The organism is Streptomyces sp. RB17 (genome assembly GCF_009604455.1).
GTDB lineage: Bacteria > Actinomycetota > Actinomycetes > Streptomycetales > Streptomycetaceae > Streptomyces.
Genome location: NZ_WEGL01000001.1, coordinates 1,064,347 through 1,088,463 on the forward strand (window position 1 = coordinate 1,064,347; position 24,117 = coordinate 1,088,463).

The 24,117-nt window shown below is 71.9% G+C and carries 22 protein-coding genes; 15 read left to right on the top strand and 7 right to left on the bottom strand.

Going from position 1 to position 24,117, the window contains the following annotated elements; translation table 11 throughout:
- Nucleotides 1-105 precede the first annotated feature (105 nt).
- Complete coding sequence (locus tag SRB17_RS04915; protein ID WP_323374988.1) at nt 106-387, bottom strand: Lrp/AsnC ligand binding domain-containing protein; 282 nt, start codon at nt 385-387, stop codon at nt 106-108.
- A complete protein-coding gene (locus tag SRB17_RS04920) occupies nt 384-1,178 on the bottom strand; it encodes a rhomboid family intramembrane serine protease (RefSeq protein ID WP_153534838.1) in 795 nt (264 codons plus the stop codon). The genes SRB17_RS04915 and SRB17_RS04920 overlap by 4 nt, the downstream gene beginning before the upstream one ends.
- A gap of 154 nt (nt 1,179-1,332) precedes the next feature.
- On the opposite strand from SRB17_RS04920, the gene SRB17_RS04925 reads away from it, so the two are divergent.
- The 5 genes from SRB17_RS04925 (at nt 1,333) to SRB17_RS04945 (ending at nt 6,759) form a co-directional block, all read left to right on the top strand.
- A complete protein-coding gene (locus tag SRB17_RS04925; protein WP_014672226.1) occupies nt 1,333-1,572 on the top strand; it encodes a hypothetical protein in 240 nt (79 codons plus the stop codon).
- Between the two features lie 42 nt (nt 1,573-1,614).
- The gene (locus SRB17_RS04930) at nt 1,615-2,958 is read left to right on the top strand and encodes an NYN domain-containing protein (protein WP_153534840.1); all 1,344 of its coding nucleotides are present in this window, start codon (nt 1,615-1,617) and stop codon (nt 2,956-2,958) included.
- Nucleotides 2,959-3,178: 220 nt separating this feature from the next.
- Nucleotides 3,179-4,213: a C40 family peptidase gene (locus tag SRB17_RS04935; protein WP_323374989.1), complete on the top strand. Its 1,035-nt coding sequence runs from the start codon at nt 3,179-3,181 to the stop codon at nt 4,211-4,213.
- Between the two features lie 285 nt (nt 4,214-4,498).
- Nucleotides 4,499-5,536 (top strand): C40 family peptidase, encoded by a 1,038-nt coding sequence (locus SRB17_RS04940; RefSeq protein WP_323374990.1) that lies wholly within the window; start codon nt 4,499-4,501, stop codon nt 5,534-5,536.
- Nucleotides 5,537-5,565: 29 nt separating this feature from the next.
- The gene (locus SRB17_RS04945) at nt 5,566-6,759 is read left to right on the top strand and encodes a hypothetical protein (RefSeq protein ID WP_323374991.1); all 1,194 of its coding nucleotides are present in this window, start codon (nt 5,566-5,568) and stop codon (nt 6,757-6,759) included.
- 75 nt (nt 6,760-6,834) lie between these two features.
- On the opposite strand, the gene SRB17_RS04950 is transcribed toward SRB17_RS04945, so the two are convergent.
- The gene (locus SRB17_RS04950; RefSeq protein ID WP_323374992.1) at nt 6,835-8,070 is read right to left on the bottom strand and encodes a glycosyltransferase family 87 protein; all 1,236 of its coding nucleotides are present in this window, start codon (nt 8,068-8,070) and stop codon (nt 6,835-6,837) included.
- Nucleotides 8,071-8,187: 117 nt separating this feature from the next.
- On the opposite strand from SRB17_RS04950, the gene SRB17_RS04955 reads away from it, so the two are divergent.
- Together SRB17_RS04955 and SRB17_RS04960 are read left to right on the top strand one after the other, a co-directional pair.
- The gene (locus SRB17_RS04955; protein WP_153534842.1) at nt 8,188-9,330 is read left to right on the top strand and encodes a glycosyltransferase family 4 protein; all 1,143 of its coding nucleotides are present in this window, start codon (nt 8,188-8,190) and stop codon (nt 9,328-9,330) included.
- A 202-nt stretch (nt 9,331-9,532) separates the two neighbouring features.
- On the top strand, nt 9,533-11,119 hold the full coding sequence (locus SRB17_RS04960) for a GMC oxidoreductase (protein ID WP_153534844.1): 1,587 nt from the start codon (nt 9,533-9,535) through the stop codon (nt 11,117-11,119).
- Between the two features lie 19 nt (nt 11,120-11,138).
- On the opposite strand, the gene SRB17_RS04965 is transcribed toward SRB17_RS04960, so the two are convergent.
- The gene (locus SRB17_RS04965) at nt 11,139-12,935 is read right to left on the bottom strand and encodes an AMP-dependent synthetase/ligase (RefSeq protein WP_153534846.1); all 1,797 of its coding nucleotides are present in this window, start codon (nt 12,933-12,935) and stop codon (nt 11,139-11,141) included.
- A gap of 296 nt (nt 12,936-13,231) precedes the next feature.
- Between SRB17_RS04965 and SRB17_RS04970 the strand changes: the two genes are divergently transcribed.
- From SRB17_RS04970 to SRB17_RS05000, 7 genes are all read left to right on the top strand, one after another.
- Nucleotides 13,232-14,044, top strand: a complete 813-nt coding sequence (locus SRB17_RS04970; protein WP_153534848.1) for a metallophosphoesterase family protein — start codon at nt 13,232-13,234, stop codon at nt 14,042-14,044.
- Between the two features lie 134 nt (nt 14,045-14,178).
- Entirely contained in the window at nt 14,179-14,619 is a 441-nt protein-coding gene (locus SRB17_RS04975) for an SRPBCC family protein (RefSeq protein WP_153534850.1), read from the top strand.
- Nucleotides 14,620-15,985: 1,366 nt separating this feature from the next.
- Nucleotides 15,986-17,161, top strand: coding sequence for an ArsA family ATPase (locus tag SRB17_RS04980; protein WP_153534852.1), 1,176 nt, complete (start codon nt 15,986-15,988; stop codon nt 17,159-17,161).
- Nucleotides 17,162-17,221: 60 nt separating this feature from the next.
- Nucleotides 17,222-17,722, top strand: coding sequence for a DUF5304 domain-containing protein (locus tag SRB17_RS04985; protein WP_153534854.1), 501 nt, complete (start codon nt 17,222-17,224; stop codon nt 17,720-17,722).
- A 67-nt stretch (nt 17,723-17,789) separates the two neighbouring features.
- Entirely contained in the window at nt 17,790-18,743 is a 954-nt protein-coding gene (locus SRB17_RS04990; protein ID WP_153534856.1) for an ROK family glucokinase, read from the top strand.
- A 69-nt stretch (nt 18,744-18,812) separates the two neighbouring features.
- On the top strand, nt 18,813-19,568 hold the full coding sequence (locus SRB17_RS04995) for an endonuclease/exonuclease/phosphatase family protein (protein ID WP_153534858.1): 756 nt from the start codon (nt 18,813-18,815) through the stop codon (nt 19,566-19,568).
- Between the two features lie 101 nt (nt 19,569-19,669).
- On the top strand, nt 19,670-21,034 hold the full coding sequence (locus SRB17_RS05000) for a serine hydrolase domain-containing protein (protein ID WP_153534860.1): 1,365 nt from the start codon (nt 19,670-19,672) through the stop codon (nt 21,032-21,034).
- Between the two features lie 76 nt (nt 21,035-21,110).
- On the opposite strand, the gene SRB17_RS05005 is transcribed toward SRB17_RS05000, so the two are convergent.
- From SRB17_RS05005 to SRB17_RS05015, 3 genes are read right to left on the bottom strand one after another with little or no spacing between them, the layout of a single operon-like run.
- A complete protein-coding gene (locus SRB17_RS05005) occupies nt 21,111-21,827 on the bottom strand; it encodes a TetR/AcrR family transcriptional regulator C-terminal domain-containing protein (protein ID WP_153534862.1) in 717 nt (238 codons plus the stop codon).
- 40 nt (nt 21,828-21,867) lie between these two features.
- On the bottom strand, nt 21,868-22,422 hold the full coding sequence (locus tag SRB17_RS05010; protein ID WP_323374993.1) for a hypothetical protein: 555 nt from the start codon (nt 22,420-22,422) through the stop codon (nt 21,868-21,870).
- Nucleotides 22,415-23,194, bottom strand: a complete 780-nt coding sequence (locus SRB17_RS05015; RefSeq protein ID WP_323374994.1) for an alpha/beta hydrolase — start codon at nt 23,192-23,194, stop codon at nt 22,415-22,417. The genes SRB17_RS05010 and SRB17_RS05015 overlap by 8 nt, the downstream gene beginning before the upstream one ends.
- A gap of 175 nt (nt 23,195-23,369) precedes the next feature.
- Here SRB17_RS05015 and SRB17_RS05020 point away from each other — a divergent pair, with 175 nt between their 5' ends.
- Entirely contained in the window at nt 23,370-24,107 is a 738-nt protein-coding gene (locus tag SRB17_RS05020) for a lysophospholipid acyltransferase family protein (protein ID WP_153535821.1), read from the top strand.
- Nucleotides 24,108-24,117 lie beyond the last annotated feature (10 nt).

Sequence of the window (24,117 nt, forward strand, 5' to 3'; positions counted from 1 at the left end):
GATGAGCGGCTGCCGTCGCGTGGGCACGAGCAACCAGGCACGGCCCGTGCCCGCCGGCGCATCTCGCCCGGCAGACGAGAAGGCACCGCCTGAGCGGCGCAGCCCCTAGTTGTCCAGGCCGATCGAGAAAGCCGCCTCCAGGTCGTGCTGCGAGTACGTCCGGAACGCCACGTGCGTGTCCGTGCCCTCCACACCAGGGATCTTGCTGATCCGCCCGGGGATGACATCGGCGAGATCATCGTGCTGCCGCACCCGGACCATCGCGATCAAGTCATACGTACCGGTGACGGAGAAGACCTCGCTGACCGAGTCCAGCGAAGCGATCTGCTCCGCGATCTCGGGGATCCGGTCCACGCTGGTCTTGATCAGGACGATCGCGGTGATCACGGCAGGTTCTCTCCCTCGGGGGCCTGAGCAGGGGCGGCTTTCACTCTAGTCGCCCGCCCGTCTCCCACCACCGCCCTTCCAGGGCCGCCCTTCGGGCTCTTCTTTTTCCCGTAGCGCACCCACGCGTAGACGAACCCCAGCACGAATCCCACCAGGTGTGCCAGATAGGCCACCCCCGGCCCCTGCGCGGAGCGCCCCGCCGCCGCCCACTGCAGCGCCGCCCAGAACGGCAGCACGATCCACGCGGGGAACCGCAGTGGCAGGAAGAACAGGAACGGCAGAAGACTGGTCACACGGGCCCGGGGGAACAGGTAGAGGAACGCTCCGAGGACCGCTGAGATCGCCCCGGACGCGCCCACCAGCGACTGCTCGGAGGTGGCGTTGGCGGCCGCGTAGCCGAGCAGGGCGAGATAGCCGCAGCCGACGTAGAAGAGGGTGAACTGGACCCGGCCCATCCGTTCCTCGGTCATCACGCCGAAGACGAAGAGGAAGAGCATGTTGCCGAGCAGATGCACCCAGCTGCCGTGCACGAACAGCGCCGTGGCGGGGGTCAGGGCCTCCCGCACCGGCCTGGCGAACAGCTCGGCCGGCACCACGCCCCAGCCCCGGAAGTACGCCCGCTGCGCGGCGAGCAGGCCCGCCCCGGAGCCGTACCCCGGTGTGAGCCCCGAGGCCGGGCCCAGGACGAAGAGCAGACAGCACAGGGCGATGAGGCCGTGCGTCATGGGGGCCGATGTGCTCCGGACCGCTCTGCAGGCCCTGCCGGCCGCCGTGCTCCACTGGCTGATCATGACTACAGAGCATGACGTAACGGGACGCAAGCTGACAGACCGCCTCGCCGCCATGGACGGACCAGCGGGGGGTTGCCGCCAGGCCGTAGGGTTACGGCCACACGCGTCGGCCGGCGGCGCGGTGAGGACTACGAGAAGGAAGCGGACTGCCACGATGACGGTTCCCCTGCCGACCGCCACCACCCGATGGCGCTGCACCCTGTGCGGCAACCTCACCCGGTTCGACGTGACGCGTTCCTCGAAGGTCGTCGAGTATGTCCACCTCGATCTGGCCGGCGAGCCGACCGTGGAGGAGCGCGAGGTGGTCAGTGAGACCATCGAGTCGGTGCGGTGCCGCTGGTGCAACGCGGTGGACCAGGTGGAACTCGTGGACAGGCCGGGTGCCGGCTCCTGAGCGGAGCGGCCCCGAAGAAGTTGAAGTAGTGGGGTGTGACGGATGGTGGAGACCGCAGGCGGGGGGCCGGGCGACGGCACCGCTGAGGTGCTTGACCGTCCGCTGCCCGACGGGGTGCGACGCAGAGTCGTCCAGATCGTCTCGGACGGCTTCGGCGGTCTGACCGTCATGGAACTGCCCGCACAACTCAGGCAGTACGCCCGGTTCACCCCCACTCGCCGGGCCAAGTTCGCCGGGAACGCGATGGCGGCGGCGCTGGAGACCGACGCGCTGTTCCGGCAGCGGATCGGGGAGAAGTTCAGAGAGGCGCAGCCGGAACTCGCCGGCGCCCTCGACTCCGGCTCGCCGCTCCCGGCCGCGGACCCGCTCGACGTGGCGGCCGCGGCCTACGTACTGCGCCCGGCGGGCTGGGTGAAGCTGGTCACGGCGGCCGGCGAGGAGGTCCAGCGCGCGGACGCCGAGCGCGCCGACGAGGAGAGCCGGGCCGAGCTGGAACGGCTGCGCGCCGAGCTCGCCCAGGCCCGCGAACACACCCGAGCCGAGACCGAACGGCTGCGTACGGAGCTGGAGTCGACGAAGAAGGAAGCGGACTCGCTGCACCGTAAGCTCCGGGCCGCCCTCAGCGACGTCAAGCGGGGCGAGGCCGCCCTGCGCAAGGCCCAGGGCGAGATGGACGCCGTACGCGCCGAGGCGCACTTGCGTGTGTCGGCCGCGGAGAGCGAGGCGCGTCGGCTCAAGGCCCGGCTCGGCGAGGCCGAGGCCGCGCTGGAGGCCACCCGCCGCGCGGCCCGTGAGGGCCGCAGCGTGGAGGACATGCGGGTGCGGCTGCTGCTCGACACCCTGCTGGAAGCGACCCAGGGCCTCCGGCGCGAACTCGCCCTGCCGCCCGTGTCCGTACGGCCCGCCGAGACCGTCGACGCGGTCGAACCGGGCCGCATGACACCGAAGGACATCGCGGCGCGCGCCCTGTCGGAGAACGATCCCGCGATTCTCGACCAGTTGCTGGCGCTGCCCCAGGCGCATCTGGTGGTCGACGGCTACAACGTCACCAAGACCGGCTATCCGCAGATGCCGCTGGAGAAGCAGCGGCTCCGGCTCCTCGGGCAGCTCTCCGCGCTCTCCGCGCAGACCGGCGCCGAGGTGACCTGTGTCTTCGACGGCGCCGAACTGGCCGCCCCGGTGCTGCTGGCCCCGCCGCGCGGCGTGCGCGTGCTGTTCTCGAAGCCGGGTGTCACGGCCGACGAGCTGATCCGGCAGCTCGTGCGCGCGGAGCCGCCGGGCCGTCCGGTCATCGTCGCCTCCACCGACCGGGAGGTGGCCGACGGGGTCGCCAGGGCGGGTGCCCGTCCGGTCGCCTCTGCGGTGCTTCTGAAGCGACTGTCCTGAAGGTCCAAGCGGCATATGCAATGCCCGAATTGGTCGTATCGTCACGCAACGTAGCGTCAAGCAGGCCTCACCCCGTGTGAGTTGAGTGCAAAGAATGCATTGCGTGACCAGATTTTCTGGTGTGAGGATTTGATCTGATCACAAGAAGGTCACTAGGGTCTGGGCTCGAACCTCCGAACGGGTGATCGCTCACTCACTCACGAGAAGGAGTTCGTCCTCCGTGGCGTCCCATCGTCGACCCAAGCAGCAGAGTCGCGCCCGCGTGACCGTGCTGACCACCGCAGCCGCCGCAGCCGTCGTCCTGAGCGCGAACGCCGCCAACGCCGCGCCGAGCCAGAAGCTCACCAAGGACCAGGTCAAGGCCAAGGTCGACGAGCTCTACCAGCAGGCAGAGCAGGCCTCGGAGAAGTTCGACGGGGCGAAGGAGAAGCAGCAGAAGCTGCAGAAGGAAATCTCCACCATCCAGGACAACGTCGCTCGGGGTCAGCAGGACCTCAACAAGCTGCGCGACGGCCTGGGTTCGCTGGCCACCTCGCAGTACCGCTCCGGCGGCATCGACCCCTCGGTCCAGCTCTTCCTGTCCTCCAACCCGGACGACTTCCTCGACAAGGCCTCCACGCTCGACCAGTTGAGCGCCCAGCAGGTCGACGCCCTGAAGAAGATTCAGGACAAACAGCGCGAACTGGCCCAGGAGCGGGCGGAAGCCGCCGACAAGCTCAAGGACCTCTCCTCCACGCGCACCCAGCTGGAGCAGAAGAAGAAGGAAGTCCAGGCCAAGCTGGCCGCCGCGCAGAAGATCCTCAACACCCTGACGGCCAAGGAGAAGGCGGAGCTCGCCGCCCAGCAGGCGCGCGCCGACCGCTCCTCCAGCCAGCGCGTGAACCTCGGCGACGCCCCGCCGGCCTCCGGCCGCGCCGCGGCGGCCTTCTCCGCCGCCCAGAGCGTGCTCGGCTCGCCGTACGTCTACGGCGCCTCCGGCCCGTCCTCCTTCGACTGCTCGGGCCTGACCTCCTGGGCCTACGCCCAGGCCGGTGTCTCCATACCGCGCACCTCCGAGTCGCAGGCCACCATCGGCACCCGGATCTACGACCAGAGCCAGCTCAAGGTCGGCGACCTGGTCTTCTTCTACGGCGACATCCACCACGTGGGCCTGTACGCCGGCAACGGCCAGGTGCTGCACGCCCCGCACACCGGTGCTGTGGTCCGCTACGAGGCGATGAGCGACATGCCGTTCCAGTTCGGCGTCCGGGTCTGACACCCCTGACGAGAACGACCCCGCGAAACCGGGTCTGATACCCCCGCCATCCCGGCGGAACGCTCGCCCGGGGGCGCCCGAACGGGCGAATCCCGTGGACCGAAGGTGACTCGACGCCCCGCCAATGACCTGGGTCAGCGGCGGGGCGTCACCGTATGTTGCCGCCACGGCCGTTGGTCCGGCCCCTTCCGCACGGCTACTGTCTGCCGCGTTTCCCCGGCGCCGGGGCCTCCCCGTCCCCAGGCGCCGGGGAAACGGTCTCTGTCCGCCAGCAGAAGGACTGCCGTGGGGTCTCATCGCCGTCTTGCCTCCTCCGGATTCGACCGGGGCGCCGTCGCCCTGTGCGTCCTGTCGGCCACGGCCGCCGCGCTGGGCGCCGTACCGGCACAGGCCGCACCGCACGCCGACACCCGGGCCGAGGTGGACCGGCTCTACCAGGAGGCCGAGCAGGCGACCCAGGCCTTCGACAAGGCCCAGGAGCGGGCCGGCACGCTGCGCCGCGAGGTACGCGACGCCCAGGACCTCATCGCCCGGCAGCAGCAGCGCGTCAACACCCTGCGCGAGCAGCTGGGTTCGCTCGCCGGCGCCCAGTACCGCGCGGGCGGCATCGACCCGGCCGTGGCGCTGCTCTTCTCCGCCAACCCCGACGACTACCTCGACAGGGCGTCCACCCTCGACCGCATCACCGCCCAACAGGCCGGTCAGCTGCGCGAGTTGCAGTCGGCGCTGCGGGACCTCGCCCAGGAGCGCACGGTGGCGGTCGGGAAGCTCGCCGAGCTGGAGAGCAGCCGCAAGGCCGTGACCGTGCACAAGCGGACCGTGGTGCAGAAGCTCGCCAAGGCCCGGCAGCTGCTCGACGCGCTCCCGCCCGCCGAACGCGCCGCATTCGGCCGCGCCTCGCGCTCCGACGGCGACGGCCGTCTCGACCTGTCCGACCTGACCGGCCTCCTCGCCCCCGACACCGCGGACTCTCCCGACCCCCGCGCCGCCGCCGCGGTGGCCGCCGCCCGTTCCGCCCTCGGCCGGCCGTATGTGTGGGGCGCCAGCGGCCCCTCCGGCTTCGACTGCTCGGGCCTGATGCAGTGGTCGTACGCGCACGCCGGGGTCCAGCTGCCGCGCACCTCGCAGGAGCAGCGCTTCGCCGGCCGGCAGGTCCCGCTCTCCCAGGCCCGCCCCGGCGACCTGGTGATCTACCGCTCCGACGCCAGCCATGTGGGCATGTACGTGGGCGACGGCCAGGTCATCCACGCCCCCTATCCGGGCGCCGCGGTGCGCTACGACCCGGTCGGCATGATGCCGGTCTCCTCGGTCACCCGGCCCTGAACCGGGCCGGGCGCCGTTACGATCGGGAAGTGGCTGGTCGCAGGCGGGCGTGGAGCATCGGGGTCGTGGGGCTGGGGCTGCTGCTGCCCCTGGCCGGCTGCGGCGGCACCCCCGCCGACTCCGCCCGCACCGAGGTGCAGCAGCTGCTCGACCGGCGCTCCGCCGCGCTTCTCCACCACGACGAGACGGCGTACGGGGCGACGGGCACCCGCACGGAGTACACCCGGCTGCGTGCCCTGCCGCTGGCCTCCTGGGCCTACCGGGTCACCGCCGTGCACCGCACCTCCTCCGGCGCCACCGCCGACGCCGACCTGGGGTACCGGGTCGCCGGGTACGACAAGGCCCCCGTCGACGCCCGCCGCACCCTCACCCTGGGCCGCACCGCCGACGGCAGGTGGTACGTCACCGCCGACAGGCCCGCCAAGGACACCGGACAGCAGCTGTGGGACCAGGGCCTCGTGACCGCCGTCAGGGGCACGCACAGCCTGGTGCTGGGCACCGGCCGGCCCGCCGCCCAACTGCGCCGGTACGCCACGCTGGCCGACCGCGCCGTACCCGCCGTCTCCCGGGCCTGGGGCACCGACTGGAGCCGCCATGTCGTGGTCCTCGTCCCGCGTTCGCTACAGGGCATGGCGGGGCTTCTCGGCTCGCCCGCGGCGAACTACCGGGGGATAGCCGCAGTCACCACCGGTGAGGCGGGCGGCTCCGGCACGGCGCCGGCGGACCGGGTGGTCGTCAACCCGGAGGCGTACGCCATCCTCGGCGACCTCGGCAAGCAGGTGGTGCTCACCCATGAGACCACTCATGTGGCCACCCGCGCGCACACCACCGCCGCGACCCCGCTGTGGCTCTCCGAGGGCTACGCGGACTGGATCGGCTACCTCGGCACCGGCCGCACCCCCACCGAGGCCGCGCCGGAACTCACCCGCGCCGTGCAGGACGGCCACCCGCCCACCCGGCTCCCCACCGACAAGGACTTCGGCTTCACCAGCGACCCGGCCGAGCTCGCCCAGGCCTACGAGGGCGGCTGGCTGGCCTGCCGGATGATCGCCGACCACTGGGGCACGGCCCGCCTCGGCGCCTTCTACCGTGCCGTCGGCACCCACGAGAAGCGCCCGGGCGCGGTCGAGGACGCGCTGAAAAAGGTGCTGGGGACGACACCGGGGGCGTTCACCGAGCAGTGGCGGCAGTATGTCCGGGAGCAGCTGATCCGGAGCGAGTGACGTCCGATTCCGTCGTGGAGCTTCTCAGGACAGGCCAGGCCCGGGGCGCCTCGGGGCGTCGTCAGGTCGGCCGGGTCAGGAGGAGACCGGGGTCTGCCGGGGGTGGGTCGGTCGCGGTGGCAGCGGGGCGGTGGGGGACGGCGGCACGGTCGAGCGCCACAGCCGGCGGGCTGCCGTCACCGAGGCCGCGACCAGCAGGCCGTTGCGCAGCAGCAGGAGCAGAACGCCGTACCGGTCGCTCGTCACCACGTGCAGGAAGCCGAGCGGGAACTCCAGCACCGTCAGGAAGGACGCGGCCACCACCATCAGTGCGGGCGCCCCCATGCGGCTCGCCCGGTAGGAGACACAGACCGCGGCCAGGCCGATCAGCCACACCAGGTACTGCGGGCTGATCACCCGGCTGGTGACCGTGAACAGCAGGACGGCGGTGAAGGCCGCCTCCGCGAGGGTGTGCGGCGCCCTGCGGGTCGCGCGCAGCCGCCACAGCAGCAGCCAGCCGAACGCGGTCACGGTCAGCGCCAGTGCCGCCGTGCTGACCTGGTCCACATACGGGCCGACGAACTCGATCGACCCGTAGTTCAGCAGCACCTGGCCCTGCCAGCCGAAGTGCCGGGCCACATGGAAGACCAGGGCGCCCAGCGACTCCACCTCGGTGCCCCGGTCCCGCTGGAAGGTCAGGAAGGCGAAGGCACCCGGCATGGACACCGAGAACAGCGCCGCGATTCCCGTCGCGGTCACCGCCGCCGACCACCACGCCCGCCGCCGCACGGCACCGACCAGCAGCAGCGCCGGCCACACCTTCAGCAGCGCCCCGAACGCGGTCAGCGCCCCCATCACCCGCGGATGCCGGGCCCCGGCGAGCAGCGCCGCCACGGCAACCGCGGTCACCATCACGTCGTAGCGCGCGTACACCGTCGGACCGAGCAGCGGCACGCCCGCCACCCACACCCAGGCGCCGCGCTGGGAGCGGCCGGGGCGTCGGCGCGGATACAGCAGCAGCGCCAGCACGACCACGTCGGCGAGGAAGGCCAGCACGAAGAAGGCGTGCGCGTACGACAGGAAGGGCAGGGCGGCGGGGGAGAGCACCGGGAGGGCGGCGGCCGGCGGGTACTGCCAGGTCACGTCGTCCAGCGGAAACGTTCCCTGGCGCAGCACCTCGTACCAGCCCCGGTAGATCACCGACACGTCGGAGGTGACGTCCGGGCCCGGGAACAGGTACACCTGGAAGACGAACAGCAGCAGCATCGCGCGGGTGACGCCCCAGGTCGCGAGCAGCCATGCCAGGGACCGCCCGGCGCCTTTCGTCTCCACGTGATCCCCTGCCGTTCGGTTGCCGGTCGGGGACCATGATGTCGTGCGCGTCTGTGTGCATGCCACAAACTCGGCCACACCCGGCTCCGGACGGCTGAACCGGTAGGGTCGGCGGCGATGCACAAGACCCTGATCGTCACCAACGACTTCCCGCCCCGGCCGGGCGGCATCCAGGCCTTCCTGCACAACATGGCCCTCCGCCTGGACCCCGGCCGGCTGGTCGTCTACGCCTCCACCTGGAAGCGCAGCCGGGAGGGCATCGAGGCCACCACCGCCTTCGACGCCGAGCAGGCCTTCACCGTCGTACGCGACCGTACGACCATGCTGCTGCCGACCCCGCAGGCGACCCGGCGGGCGGTCGGCCTGCTGCGCGAGCACGGCTGCACCTCGGTGTGGTTCGGGGCGGCGGCACCGCTCGGCCTCATGGCCCCCGCACTCCGCACGGCGGGCGCCGAGCGGCTGGTGGCCACCACCCACGGCCACGAGGCCGGCTGGGCCCAGCTGCCCGCGGCCCGGCAACTGCTGCGCCGGATCGGGGAGTCGACGGACACGATCACCTACCTGGGGGAGTACACGCGGTCGAGGATCGCCACGGCACTCACCCCGGCCGCGGCCGCCCGCATGGTCCAGCTGCCGCCCGGCGTGGACGAGAAGACGTTCCACCCCGGCTCCGGCGGCGACGAGATCCGCGCCCGCCTCGGCCTCACCGACCGCCCGGTCGTGGTCTGTGTCTCCCGGCTGGTCCCGCGCAAGGGCCAGGACACCCTCATCCAGGCGATGCCCCGCATCCTCGCCGCCGAGCCCGACACCGTCCTGCTCGTCGTCGGCGGCGGACCGTACGAGCGGGACCTGCGCCGCATGGCCGCCGAGACCGGCGTCGCCGGCTCCGTCCGCTTCACCGGCGCCGTCCCCTGGTCCGACCTGCCCGCCCACTACGGCGCCGGCGACGTCTTCGCCATGCCCTGCCGAACGCGGCGGGGCGGCCTCGACGTGGAGGGCCTGGGCATCGTCTACCTGGAGGCCTCGGCAACCGGCCTGCCGGTGGTGGCGGGCGACTCGGGCGGGGCTCCGGACGCGGTGCTCGACGGGGAGACGGGGTGGGTGGTCAAGGGCGGCGACCCGGGGGCGGCCGCAGAGCGGATCGTGGCTTTGCTGGGCGACCCCGAGCTGCGCCGCCGCATGGGCGAGCGAGGCCGCCAGTGGGTGGAGGAGCGCTGGCGCTGGGACCTGCTCGCCGAGAAACTCAAAGACGTGCTGTAGGGCAAACGGGCCCCAAAGGGGCGCGGGGAACTGTGCGATCAACCACGAACGACCCGCATTCGCCGACGAATCGCACCCGGCACCCCAGATGGCGCCCTCGCCCCCTGGCGGAGCCCTTGGCGGAACCGAAAAATCCGCCCATGCTGCGCCCATGACAGCAAACCTGATGAGACGTCAGCTGACGAGACGTCACATACTCGGTATGGCCGCACTGCAGACCGCGGCCACCCTCGGCTTCACCCGCATCGGCCTCCAGTCAGCCCACGCCGCCGAGCCCGACGCAGTCGAATCGGCCCCGGCGATCGTCATCGGCTCCGGCTACGGCGGCGCCGTCGCCGCCCTCCGCCTCGGCCAGGCCGGCATCCGTACCCTCGTCCTCGAAATGGGCCGCCTGTGGAACACCACCGGCGGTGACGGCAAGATCTTCTGCTCCACCACCGCCCCCGACCAGCGCTCGATGTGGTTCCGCACCCGCACCGAGGCCCCGCTCGCCACCTTCCTCTGGCTGGACGTGGTCAACAAGGACATCAGCTCCTACCCGGGCGTCCTGGACCGCGTCCACTACGACCACATGTCCGTCTACGTCGGCCGCGGCGTCGGCGGCGGCTCCCTCGTCAACGGCGGCATGGCGGTCACGCCCCTGAAGTCGTACTTCACCGAGCAGTTCCCGACCGTCGACGCCGACGAGATGTACGGCACCTACTACCCCCGCGCCCGCGCCATGCTCGGCGTCAACACCATCGACCCGGCCTGGTTCGAGTCCACCGACTGGTACCGGTTCGCCCGCACCTCCCGTAAGGCCGCCGGCAACGCGGGCCTGAAGACCACCTTCGTGCCGAACGTCTACGACTTCGGCTACATGCAGCAGGAGGCCGCCGGCACGGCCACGAGGTCCGCGCTCGCCGGCGAGGTCATCTACGGGAACAACCACGGCAAGCGCAGCCTCGACAAGACCTATCTGGCCGCCGCCCTCGGCACCGGCAACGTCACGATCCACACCCTGGAGAAGGTGAGGTCCATCAGCCGGGCGGGCGACGGGTCGTACGTGCTGACCGCCGACCGGATCGACGCCACCGGCACGGTCGTCGAGACCAAGAGCTACAGCTGCACGTATCTCTTCCTCGGCGGCGGCAGCCTCGGCACCACCGAACTCCTCGTCCGCGCCCGGGACACCGGCACCCTGCCCGACCTGAACTCCGCCGTGGGCGCGGGCTGGGGCACCAACGGCAACACCATGCTCGGCCGCGCCAACCACGTCTGGGACACCGTCGGCGCCGACGAGGCCACCATGCCGGTGATGGGCATCGACGACTGGGCCAACACCGACAACCCGGTCTTCGCCGAGATCGCCCCGCTGCCCATGGGCTTCGAGCACTGGATCAGCCTCTATCTGGCGATCACCAAGAATCCCGAACGGGCGTCCTTCACGTACGACTCCGCCTCCGGCGCGGTGCGGCTCGGCTGGAGCGAAGCCCAGAGCGCGGTGTCGGTGAGCATGGCCAAGAAGCTGTTCGACCGGATCAACCTGGCCAACGCCACCATCTACCGCTACGACCTGTTCGGCTCGGCCGGCAAGGTCTTCGCCGACGACTTCACGTACCACCCGCTGGGCGGCTGCGTCCTCGGGAAGGCCACCGACGACCACGGCCGGGTCAGGGGGTACTCACACCTCTATGTCACCGACGGCTCGCTCGTGCCCGGCAACATCGGCGTGAACCCCTTCGTCACCATCACCGCGCTCGCCGAACGCACGATGGCGCGGGTCCTCGCCGAGGACACCGCGCCATGACACACCGTCAGGAGGCGTGCTACTTCGCGTAGATCGCCTCGATCTCGGCCGCGTAGTCCTTCGCCACCACGTTCCGCTTGAGCTTCAGCGACGGGGTGAGGTGGCCCGACTCCTCCGTGAACTGGGAGGGCAGAATGCGGAACTTCCGCACCGATTCCGCCTTCGACACCGCGGCGTTGCCGTCGTCGACCGCCGTCTGGATCGCCGCGTTCAGATCCGGGTCGTCCTTCAGCGACGCCGCGGTGGAGCCCGCCGGCTTGCCGTGCTCGGCGGCCCAACGGTCCAGGAACTCCTCGTCGATGGTGACCAGCGCGCCCACGAACGGCCGCCCGTCGCCCACCACCATGCACTCCGCGACCAGCGCGTGCGCGCGGATCCGGTCCTCGATCACCGCGGGCGCCACGTTCTTGCCGCCCGCCGTGACGATGATCTCCTTCTTCCGGCCGGTGATCCTGAGATAGCCGTCCTCGTCCAGGGTGCCGATGTCACCGGTGTGGAACCAGCCGTCGGCCAGCGCCTCCGCCGTCGCGCCCGGGTTGTTCCAGTACTCCTTGAACAGGTGCTCGCCGTGCAGCAGCACCTCGCCGTCGTCCGCTATCCGCACCACCGAGCCGGGCAGCGGCTGACCGACCGTGCCGATCTTCTGCCGGTCCCACGGGTTGAAGGCCGTGGCCGCGCAGGACTCGGTGAGGCCGTACCCCTCCAGCACCGTGAAGCCGATGCCGCGGAAGAAGTGGCCGAGCCGCTCGCCCAGCGGGGCGCCGCCGGAGATGGCGTACTCGCCCCGGCCGCCGAGGACCGCGCGCAGCTTGCTGTAGACCAGCCTGTCGAAGACCTTGTGCTTGACCTTCAGGCCGATCGACGGGCCGGAGGCGCTGTCCAGCGCCTTGCTGTAGGCGATCGCGGTGTCCGCCGCCCTGTCGAAGATCGCGCCCTTGCCGTCCGCCTGCGCCTTGGCGCGCGCCGTGTTGTAGACCTTCTCGAAGACACGCGGGACACCGAGGATCAGCGTCGGCCGGAAGGCGGCCAGCTCGTCGGTGAGGTGCTTGATGTCCGGGACGCAGCCCAGCTTGATCGGCGCCATCATCGGCGCGATCTGCACCAGGCGGCCGAAGACGTGCGCCAGCGGCAGGAAGAGCAGGACCGAGCACTCGCCGGTACGGAACAGCGGGCGCAGCCGCTCCACGATGTTGCCGCACTCGGCGAAGAAGCTGCGGTGGGTGAGGACACAGCCCTTGGGGCGGCCCGTGGTGCCGGAGGTGTACACGATGGTCGCCGGGTCATCGGCCCGGGCGAGCGAGCTGCGCTCCTCCACCGTCTGGTCCGACACGTCCTGGCCGAGCCGCCCCAGCTCCTCCACGCCGCCGGCCTCGATCTGCCAGACGTGCTTGAGGGCGGGCAGCGACTCGCGCACCGACTCCACGGCCCCGGCGTGGTTGTCCAGTTCCACGATGCAGGCGGTCGCGCCCGAGTCGGACAGGATCCACTGCACCTGCTCCGGCGAGCTGGTCTCGTACACCGGCACGGTGACCGCGCCCGCGCTCCAGATCGCGAAGTCGAGCAGGGTCCACTCGTACCGGGTCCGGGACATCAGGCCCACCCGGTCGCCGGGCTGGACGCCGGAGGCGATGAGACCCTTGGCGGCGGCGCGCACCTCGGCGAGGAAGGCGGCGGCCGTCACGTCCTGCCAGGTGCCCCCGGTCTTGCGGGCGATGACGGCGACGTCGGGATGCTGCGCGGCGTTTCTACGGACGATGTCGGTCAGATTGCCGTCCGCAGGGACCTCGTACAAAGCCGGAAGGCTGAACTCGCGCAAGACTGCTGCTCCTCATAGGGCGCCGGCGCCACGACTCTGTGTGATGCGACGGTGCGGTCCAAGGCTCGGGCAGGTGCTCGGGAATTCAGCTGTTGAAATCCAGAGCACGACTGGACTGCCCGGACGTTACCCGCCGGTATGGCGTTCCCGACAGGGGTTCCCGGTGAGATGTTCGCTGCGTCACACATGTTGGCGTTCCTTCGCGCACAGTAGTCCACGGCTGAACCGACCGGCGAGTAACCGCAGGCGGGGCCGACACTGTTCACGCACACCGCACACGCCTACGCTTGATCGCCATGGCATCCACACCCTCCGGTAACCGAGACGCCGGGCGACGCAGCACGCGCGTCCACGTGGTCAGCGACGTGCACGGCAACGCGCGGGACCTGGCCCGGGCGGGCGAGGGTGCGGACGCCTTGATCTGCCTGGGCGATCTCGTCCTCTTCCTCGACTACGCCGACCACTCGCGCGGCATCTTCCCGGACCTGTTCGGCAAGGAGAACGCCGACCGCATCGTCGCGCTGCGCACCGCCCGCCGCTTCGAGGAGGCCCGGGAGTTCGGCGCCCGGCTGTGGGGCGACATCGGCACGGACCGGGCCGCGGCCGTCGAGAGGGCGGTGCGCAAGCAGTACGCCGAGCTGTTCGCCGCGTTCCCGACCCCGACGTACGCCACCTACGGCAACGTCGACATGCCGCCGCTCTGGAAGGACTACGCCCATCCCGGCACCACCGTGCTCGACGGGCAACGGGTGGAGATCGGCGGCTGGACCTTCGGCTTCGTCGGCGGCGGTCTGCGCACGCCCATGCGGACGCCGTACGAGATCGGTGACGAGGAGTACGCGGCGAAGATCGAGGCGGTCGGCGAGGTCGACGTGCTGTGCACGCACATCCCGCCGGAGGTTCCCGAGCTGGTCTACGACACCGTCGCGCGCCGCTTCGAGCGGGGCAGCCGGGCCCTGCTGGCCGCGATCCGCCGCACGAAGCCTCGTTATGCGCTCTTCGGGCATGTCCATCAGCCGCTCGTGCGCCGTATGCGGATCGGCGCGACGGAGTGCGTGAACGTGGGCCACTTCGCGGGGACGGGCCGCCCCTGGGCGCTCGAATGGTGACGTGAACGGTGACCGGTCGAGGGTGGGTGGGACATGGGGTGAAGGCGGCAGGTCGGCGGCGCGGTAGCCTTCACGCTGCACACACGTGCGCACGACGACCTCTGTACCGGCCCGCATCTGGAGGAGCCACGGCGATGGCGGAACACACCAGCTCGAGCATCACCATCGAGGCGGCACCGGCCGACGTCATGGGGGTGATCGCCGACTTCGCCCGTTACCCGGACTGGACCGGCGAGGTGAAGGAGGCGGAGGTCCTCAAGACCGACGACCAGGGCCGCGCCGAGCAGGTCCGGCTCGTCATGGACGCGGGCGCCATCAAGGACGACCAGACGCTGGCCTACACCTGGACCGGCGACAACGAGGTCTCCTGGACCCTGGTCAAGTCCCAGATGCTGCGCTCCCTGGACGGCTCGTACATCCTCAAGCCGACGGGCCCCGCCACGACGGAGGTCACCTACCTCCTCACGGTGGACGTCAAGATCCCCATGCTCGGCATGATCAAGCGCAAGGCGGAGAAGGTCATCATCGACCGCGCCCTGGCGGGCCTGAAGAAGAGGGTGGAGTCGGCGGAGTAGCCGCCCCTGGAGCCACCACGACGTCCGGCTAGCCACCGGTCGCGTCCGCCCACCCGGCCGCGGGCGGCCACGTGTCCACGGCCCGACCCGCCGCATACGGCCGCGCGCCTCCACGCCCCCATCCAGTCGCGGTTGACCGCGCACCGCATGCCGCTCGTGGAGCCGGGGTGCGTGCGCCGCATCCCGCCCGTCCCGCCGTGGTCGGCAGCGCATCGAACCGCCTCGCCCAGCGGCGGGCGGTCGGCCAGCCATCCGTCGGGTCCGGTCGCCCGGCCGCGGGCGGTCATGTGTCCACTGCCGCCACTCGCCGTGTTCACGGCCCCATCCCGCCCGTCCAGTCGTGGTTGGCCGCGCACCGCGTTCGTCGTGCCGTGGGTGGCCGTGCGCCGCATGCCGCTCGTGGAGCCGGGGTGCGTGCGCCGCATCCCACTCGACCGGCCGTGGTCGGTCGCGCATCGAACCGCCTCGCCCAGCGGCGGGCGGTCGGCTGGCCATCCGTCGGGTCCGGTCGCCCGGCCGCGGGCGGTCATGTGTCCATTGCCGCCACTCGCCGTGTTCACGGCCCCATCCCGCCCGTCCAGTGGCGGTTGGCCGCGCACCGCGTTGGTCGTGCTGTGGGTGGCCGTGCGCTGCATGCCGCTCGTGGAGCCGGGGTGCGTGCGCCGCATCCCACTCGACCGGCCGTGGTCGGTCGCGCATCGAACCGCCTCGCCCAGCGGTGGGCGGTCGGCCAGCCATCCGTCGGGTCCGGTCGCCCGGCCGCGGGCGGTCATGTGTCCATTGCGCCACTCGCCGTGTTCACGGCCCCATCCCGCCCGTCCAGTGGCGGTTGGCCGCGCACCGCGTTGGTCGTGCTGTGGGTGGCCGTGCGCTGCATGCCGCTCGTGGAGCCGGGGTGCGTGCGCCGCATCCCACTCGACCGGCCGTGGTCGGTCGCGCATCGAACCGCCTCGCCCAGCGGTGGGCGGTCGGCCAGCCATCCGTCGGGTCCGGTCGCCCGGCCGCGGGCGGTCATGTGTCCATTGCGCCACTCGCCGTGTTCACGGCCCCATCCCGCCCGTCCAGTCGTGGTTGGCCGCGCACCGCGTTCGTCGTGCCGTGGGTGGCCGTGCGCCGCATGCCGCTCGTGGAGCCGGGGTGCCCGCGCGCCGCATCCCGCCCGTCCCGTCGTGGTCGGCCGCGCTTCGAACCCGCCCGCCCAGCCGCGGGCGGCAAGCCGTCGGTGCCGGGTGGCGCGACCGGCCCCCGGCCGGCCGCCGTCCGGCAGCGCCGGCCACCCGTTGCCTCGGCCCGGGCGCCGTCCAGCGCTTCCGCGTCGGCTACGGCCAACACCCCGTGCCCCCGCCCTCCGTTACCGTTCAGCCTCATGCGCACCATCCTGATCACGGGCCCGGGCGGCAGCGGTCGTACGACCGTCGCCGCCGCCACCGCACAGCGCGCCGCAGGCGAGGGCGTCCGCACGCTTCTCCTGAGTGCCGACCGCACCGACAGCCTCGGCACCGCGCTGGGCTTCGCGACAGGACCGGCGCCCAGGGAGGCCGCCGTGAACCTCACCGCCTGGCGTCCCGACGCCGTCGCCCGGTTCCGGGAGGACCTCACCGGCTTCCAGAACCGCGCAGCAAGCGCCCTCGACCTGCTCGGCGCCGCCCGGCTGGACGAAGAGGAGGTCACCCCGCTGCCCGGCGCCGAGGAGCTGTCCTTCCTGCGGGCCGTCAGGGACGCGGCGCTGTCGGAGCGCTACGACCTGCTCGTCGTGGACCTCCCGCCCCTCCCGCAGGCCCTCGCCCTGCTCGCCCTCCCCGAGGAGCTGCGCCGCTATCTGCGCCGCCTGCTCCCGCCCGAGCGGCAGGCGGCCCGCGCCCTGCGCCCGGTCCTCGGCCGGCTGGCCGGCGTGCCGATGCCCTCCGAGTGGCTGTACGAGACGGCCGCCCGCTGGGACCTCGAACTCGCCGCCGTGGAGGCCGTCCTCACCGACCGGCACACCGCCGTGCGCCTGGTCGCCGAACCCGGCCCGGCCGGCGCCGACGCCGTACGGACCGCGGGCCTCGGCCTCGCCCTGCGCGGCCTGCGCACCGAGGCCCTGATCGCCAACCGCACCCTGCCCGAGACCGACCCGGAGAGCCTGCTCGCCGGACTCCTCGCCCAGCAGCGCAAGGCCCTCGCCGACTGGCAGGAGCAGCCGTACGACGTCCACCCCGTCCCGCACCTCGGCCACGACCCGCGCGGCGCCGACGACCTCGCCGCCCTCGCCGTACCGGACGTCAACCCGTCGCCCACCCCCGTCGAGTGGCCCGTCACCGACCGGCGAGGCGAGGACGGCGTACTGGTCTGGCACATCCCGCTGCCCGGCGCGATACGGGACGAGCTGGACCTGATCAGGCGCGGCGACGAGCTCGTGATCACCGTGGGCCCGTTTCGGCGGATCGTCCCGCTGCCCTCCGCCCTGCGCCGCTGCACCGTCGCCGGGGCCGGCCTGCGCGAGGGCGAGCTGCGCGTCCGGTTCGTCCCGGACCCCGGCCTGTGGCCCGCAACCGGACGGTGATGATCCGGGTACGCCAGTTCGGGTAACGTCGTAAAGGCGAACCGTAGTCAGGAGTCCGCCATGAGCGAAGAGCGTCCCGCATCCGACTCGTCCGAGGGATATGAGGCACAGGGGCGGGCGACCGACGCCGACGCCTGGGCCACGGCCTGCGCCGAGGACCTCGCCGCCGAGAAGACCCGCCGCCGCGCGGAGCACGGCCCGCAGCCGGGCTCGGCCGCGGAGGAACTGAAGAAACTCGTGGACACGGTGGCCGACAAGCTGTCCGGCCTCCAGTCACCGCTCCTCGGTGGCCTCGCCGGGCCCGCCGCCCAGCAGGTGGTGCGCCAGGTCGTCCAGCAGGCCAAGGCCGCCGTCGAGCCCGTCATAGACCGCAACCCGGACGTCTTCGACCACCTGGCCGCGGCCGGCGGCGAACTGCTCGCCGCCTACCGCTCCGCCGTCCAGGCCCAGGAGCGCCGCTGGACCGCCCGCACCGCCGACGACCTGACCCGCGAGGGGCCGGACGACCGGCGGGACGGGGGCGAGGGCACCGGCCCGGGGGAGCGGATCGACCTGGACTGAAGCGCTTTCCCGGCAGGGCCTCGGGTACGGTTGGCCGTAGCGGGGCTCGACCGAAACTGAGGGATTCATGGGACTCACCATCGGCGTCGACATCGGCGGCACCAAGATCGCGGCCGGCGTGGTCGACGAGGAAGGCAACATCCTCTCGACCTTCAAGGTGCCGACCCCCACCACGCCCGAGGCCATCGTGGACGCCATCGCCTCGGCGGTGGAGGGTGCGCGCGCCGGGCACGAGATCGTCGGCGTGGGCATCGGTGCGGCCGGTTACGTCAACCGGCAGCGCTCGACGGTGTACTTCGCGCCGAACATCGACTGGCGCCAGGAGCCGCTGAAGGAGAAGGTCGAGGCCCGCGTGGGCCTCCCGGTCGTGGTCGAGAACGACGCCAACGCCGCCGCCTGGGGCGAGTACAAGTTCGGCGCCGGCAAGGGCCACCGCAACGTCATCTGCATCACGCTCGGCACCGGTCTCGGCGGCGGCATCATCATCGGCAACAAGCTGCGCCGCGGCCACTTCGGCGTGGCCGCTGAGTTCGGTCACATCCGGATGGTCCCGGACGGCCTGCTGTGCGGTTGCGGTTCGCAGGGCTGCTGGGAGCAGTACGCCTCCGGCCGCGCCCTGGTCCGCTACGCCAAGCAGCGCGCCAACGCCACCCCCGAGCACGCGGAGCTGCTGCTCTCGCTCGGTGACGGCACCCCCGACGGCATCGAGGGCAAGCACATCTCCATGGCCGCCCGCCAGGGCGACCCGGTCGCCGTCGACTCCTACCGCGAGCTGGCCCGCTGGGCCGGCGCGGGCCTCGCCGACCTCGCCTCCCTCTTCGACCCGTCCGCGTTCATCGTCGGCGGCGGCCTCTCCGACGAGGGCGAACTCGTCCTCGACCCGATCCGCAAGTCCTACAAGCGCTGGCTGGTCGGCGGCAACTGGCGCCCGGTGGCCGACGTGATCGCCGCCCAACTCGGCAACAAGGCGGGCCTGGTGGGTGCGGCGGACCTGGCCCGTGAGCCCGACCCGATCATGTAGTGGGGTTCTGCGACAGTGCCCGCCGCGTCCGGTCCCGGGACGGGCGGGCATCGTCGTATGTTGATCGGCATGGCGACCAGCACGCTGCTTCCCAACTCCCGTACCGAATCCGACGGTTCCGTGGTCATCCGTGTCCTGAGCTACAACATCCGCTCGATGCGAGACGACACCGACGCCCTGGCCAGGATCATCACCGCCTGCGCCCCCGACCTGGTCCTCGTCCAGGAGGCCCCCCGCTTCTTCCGCTGGCGCAAGAAGCTGGCCCGGCTGGCGGCGGCCTCCGGCCAGGTGATCCTCACCGGCGGCGCCACCGCGGCGGGCCCGGCGATCCTCTGCTCGCTCCGGGCCACCGTGGAGCGGACGGAGGACGTCCTGCTGCCCCTCACCCCCGGGCTGCACCGGCGCGGCTTCGCCACGGGGGTGGTCCGTTTCGGAGGGGCCCGGCTGGGTGTGATCAGCTGCCATCTGAGCCTGGACGGCAAAGAGCGGTACGACCAGGGTGGCCTGCTCCTGGACCGGCTCGCCGGACTCGGCGTCGAGCACGCCATCGCCGGCGGCGACCTGAACGAAGGACCCGGCGGCCCGACCTTCGGGCTGCTCTCCGCGAGCCTCCAGGACTGCCGCGCCGTGGCCCCTTGGGGCGGCGAGACCACCTGGCCGCACAGCGCCCCCCCGCGGCGCATCGACGCCGTCTTCGCGACGAAGGGCATCGAGGTGCTCGGCTGCGGCGTCCCTCTGGACCAACCGGGCGTCACCCGGGCCGACTTGACGGCGGCCACGGACCATCTCCCGGTCCTCGCCGCCCTGCGCGTACCGGTGGCGTGAGCTCCGCTTGCACTCACTGCAGGAAACCCCTTGTGCGCCCCTGTCGCACCCACCTACAGTCCTTCCTGTACTTAGTTCAAGTGGCCAGGAGGGGGAACCTGATGTCCGGTGAGCGTGAGTCGCTGGCCGCGTTCGTGGAGACCGCGGCGAAGGAGTTCGGGGTGCCGGGGGCCGCCGTAGCCGTGCTGACCGGCGGCGAGGAGATCCATGTCGACCACGGCGTGACGAACGTGGAGCACCCCCTGCCGATCGACGAGCACACGCTCTTCCATCTGGCCTCGGTCAGCAAGACCTTCACGGCGACCGCGCTGATGCGCCTGGTCGAGCAGGGCAGGGTGGATCTCGACGCGCCGGTCCGCCGGTACGTTCCCGAGCTGCGCCTCGCCGACGAGGAGACCGCCGCCCGGATCACCGTGCTGAACCTGCTCAACCACACGGCGGGCCTGGACTGGAACCTGGTCGGCGCCGACGAGGGCGACGGCTCGCTCGCCGCGTTCGTCGGACAGTTGGACCGGCTGCCGCTGATCGGCCCGCCCGGCGCCCGGGCCTCCTACAGCCAGGCCGGATACAACCTGCTCGGCCGGGTCGTGGAGAACGTCACCGGGCTGCCGTTCGAGCAGGCGCTGGCCGAACTGGTCCTGGAGCCGCTGGGGCTGTCCGACACCGTCTTCGACCTGGACGACGTCGTGGTCCGTCGCTTCGCCGCCGGCCACAACCGCGCCGAGGACGGCTCCCTCACCCTCGCCCGCCCCTGGAAGTCGTGGCGGGCCGGACTGCGCGGCAACAACCCCGGCGGCGGAGTCGTCTCCTCGGCGAGCGATCTGCTGCGCTGGGCGCGCTTCCAGCTGGGCGACGCACAGGGGCTGCCGGCCGCCGAGACGCTGCACCGCATGAAGGAGCCGACCGTCGAACTGCGGGGCAGCACGCTCGGCGACGCCTTCGGCATCTGCTGGTTCCTTCGGGACGTGGAGGGCGTGCGCACGGTCGGGCACGGGGGTTCGGGCAACGGGCAGTTCGCCGAGCTGCTGCTGGTGCCGGAGCGGGACTTCGCCGTCGTCTCGCTCGCCAACTCCGGCCCGGACGGCTACCAGTTCAACCAGGCGGTGCTGAAGCGGGCACTGGAGCTGTTCCTCGGTGTGGTCGAGCGGGAACCCGAGCCGCTGCCGTACGACGAGGAGCGGGCGCGGGAGGTCACCGGGCGGTACGAGATCGACGCCATGAATCTCGACATCGCGGCGGAGGGTGGCCGGGTCACGCTGGCCGTCGGCATCAAGCCGGAGATCCGCGCGGCGTCGGATGCGGAGATGCCGCCGGATTATCCGGCCGCGGGGATCGGCTTCCTGCCGGGGGACGAGTACATCGTCATGGAGGGTGGCTTGAAGGGGCAGAAGGGCTTCTTCTCGCGCGCGGACGACGGGACGGTGACGGGGGTCGACCTGGCCGGGCGCCTCTTCACCCGGGCCTGAGTCGCCGCACGCGACTGCGGGTGCGCGGGGCTGGTCGCGCAGTTCCCCGCGCCCCTTCGGGGCGCAGCGGCGCCTCTCAGCGAGCAGCGCCCACAGCCGTTCCGTCAGTACCGGGCCCGGCATCGACCCCGCCCGGCCGCAGCCCGTCCAGCAGCGCCCGCAACCCCGCCGCGTAGCTGCCGTCGGGTGCCTTTCCATACTCCGCGGCCGCCGCCGTCCCCAGCCGCTCCCGCAACCGCGGAAACGGCTCCGCCGCCTCCGCCGCCTTGGCCAGGGTCTCCGAGACCAACCCCTCGGCATCCTCCCCGGCCCGCCGCAGCTTCCGCGTCAGGGAGGCGGCAGCAGAGGTGCCGAGCGCGTTGCCCAGGACGTACGTCACCAGCGCGCCCGCCGCCCGGTCCGCCTCCTCCGGGGTGAACCCGGCGGTCTCGAAGACGCCGAGGAGTCGGTCGTCGTAGCGGGCCTTGCCGGTGCCGTAGAGGACATGGGAGCCGATCGCCTGCACCAGCCACGGATGGCGTACGAGCATCGCGTGCAGCCGGTCGGCCATCACCGTGGCCGTGGCCCGCCAGTCGGCCCCGTCGAGCGCCGGCAGGTCGATCTCGTGCCACACCCGGTCCGCGGCCAGCAGCAGGAGGTCGTCCTTGTTCTTCACATGCCAGTAGACGGCGGTCGCCGCGGCCCCCAGCCGCTTGCCCAGGCTGCGCATGTTGAGGCCTTCGAGGCCCTCGTCGTCCAGCAGCCGCACGGCCGTCCGGACGATCTGTTCCTGGGTGAGCGTGTCGCGCGGCATGGGCTCACCCTAGGTGAGCCCCGCAGTACTTGCACAAAGTTCAGACCACCGCGCCCCGCCCCGGGTCGTCGTCCTCCTCGTCGCCCGTGCGCATCCGCATCACCAGCGTGGCGAAGCCGCCGAGGAAGCCGCCGACGCCGAGGGTCGTCAGCCACCAGGTCATGTCCCAGCCGAGCACCACCGCCAGCAGGAGCAGGAGCGGCCCGCCGACGACACCCAGCCAGGCGAACTTCGCCGTGGCGTCGGCGTCCGGCAGCGGCGGCGGCTCCGGCGGGACGAAGTGGCCCTCGTCGTCCTCGTCGAAGTCGTGCTCGGAGGGCTCGGGCGGGCTGTGGTCGCGCGGGCCGACACCGGGCGCGAAGGAGACCGAGCTGCCCAGCGGGCGGGCGGGCGCCGTGTCGGTGTCGCTCCCGGCGTCCTGCTCCGGCTCCGGCAGCGCCAGGTCCTCCACCGGCTTGAAGGGCCTGGCGCCCGGCGGGTCCGGCGGCTCCTCGCCGTACCCCGCGACGATGGCCCGCCAGGCGGCGTCCTCGTCGAAGGGCACCTTCTGCTCGTCCGGCTCGCGATCCTCGCGGTCGGACTCGTGCTCAGCCACCTGTGGCCGCCCCTTCCTTGCCGAGACCGGGTGCGAGCCGGCCCATGAAGGCGAGGCTCTCCTCGAAGATCCGGTCCGCATCCTGGTCCAACGTCGCCACGTGGTAACTCTGTTCCAGCACGATCTCCGTCACGTCCGTGGACGACACCCGGCACAGCACCCGGGCCGAGTCGGCCGCCGGGACCACATGGTCCTGGGCGCTGCGCAGCAGCAGCAAGGGCTGGGTGACCTGGGGCAGCTCGCCGTCCAGCCGGCGCAGGAACCCGCGCAGCGAGTGCGCCGCGTGCAGCGGCACCCGGTCGTAGCCCAGCTCGGCCGCGCCTTCCTTGGCGATGTCGCTCGCGATGCCCTTCGTCGTCCGCACGAGATGCCGGGCCACCGGAAGGGCGTACGCCGACAGGCCGTGCACCTTGTTCGCCGGGTTGACGACCACGACGCCCCGCACCCGCTCGCCGTGCCGAGCGGCCAGCCTGAGCGCCAGCGCGCCGCCCATCGACAGGCCGGCGACGAACACCTGGGAGCAGCGTTCGGCGAGCAGGCGCAGCTCGCGGTCCACCTCCGCGTACCAGTCCTGCCAGCCCGTGACCTGCATGTCCTCCCAGCGGGTGCCATGGCCGGGCAGCAGGGGCAGCGACACGGTCAGGCCGCGCGCCGCATGGTGCTCCGCCCAGGGGCGCAGCGACTGGGGCGAGCCGGTGAAGCCGTGGCAGAGGAGGACCCCCACCTCCCCGCCCTGGTGGCGGTACGGCTCGGCTCCGGGGAGGACCGGCACCTTCGACGCTCCTGTTCCTGAAGGGGCCCCGACCGGCGACCGGCGGAGGCGTGAGGGAAACGTGCGGATGTGCTTCACCGTACGCGACCGCACTGACACCGACCAGGGTCGTCGGGGCCTTTGACGCTCCTGAAGGGTTAAGGTCTGTTCGACGGAAACAGGAGGCAAGCGGGTGTTGTACGGCACGATGAAGGTCGCCATCGGCGGGCCGCTGAAGGTCGCCTTCAGGCCCTGGGTGGAGGGCCTGGAGAACATCCCGGCCGAGGGCCCCGCCATACTGGCGAGCAATCACCTGTCCTTCTCGGACTCGTTCTTCCTGCCCGCGGTCCTGGACCGCAAGGTGACCTTCATCGCGAAGGCCGAGTACTTCACCACCCCCGGTGTGAAGGGCCGGCTGACCGCCGCCTTCTTCAAGGGCGTCGGACAGCTCCCGGTGGACCGCTCCGGGGCGCGCGGCGCCGGCGAGGCCGCGATCAAGAGCGGCATAGAGGTGCTGGAGCGCGGCGAGCTGTTCGGCATCTACCCCGAGGGCACCCGCTCGCCCGACGGCCGGCTCTACCGGGGCAAGCCGGGCGGCCTCGCGCGCGTGGCGCTCGCCACCGGGGCTCCGGTCATCCCGGTGGCGATGATCGACACCGAGAAGATCCAGCCGCCCGGCAAGGTGATGCCGAAGCTGATGCGGCCCGGCATCCGCATCGGCAAGCCGCTGGACTTCAGCCGCTACCACGGCATGGAGCACGACCGCTTCGTACTGCGCGCCCTGACCGACGAGGTCATGTACGAGATCATGAAGCTGTCCGGCCAGGAGTACGTCGACATGTACGCGACGGCTGCCAAGCGGCAGATCTCGGAGGCGGCCAAGGCGGCCAAGGAGGCCGAGAAGAAGGAAGCCGAGAAGAAGGCAGAGGCCTGACGGAGAGGCC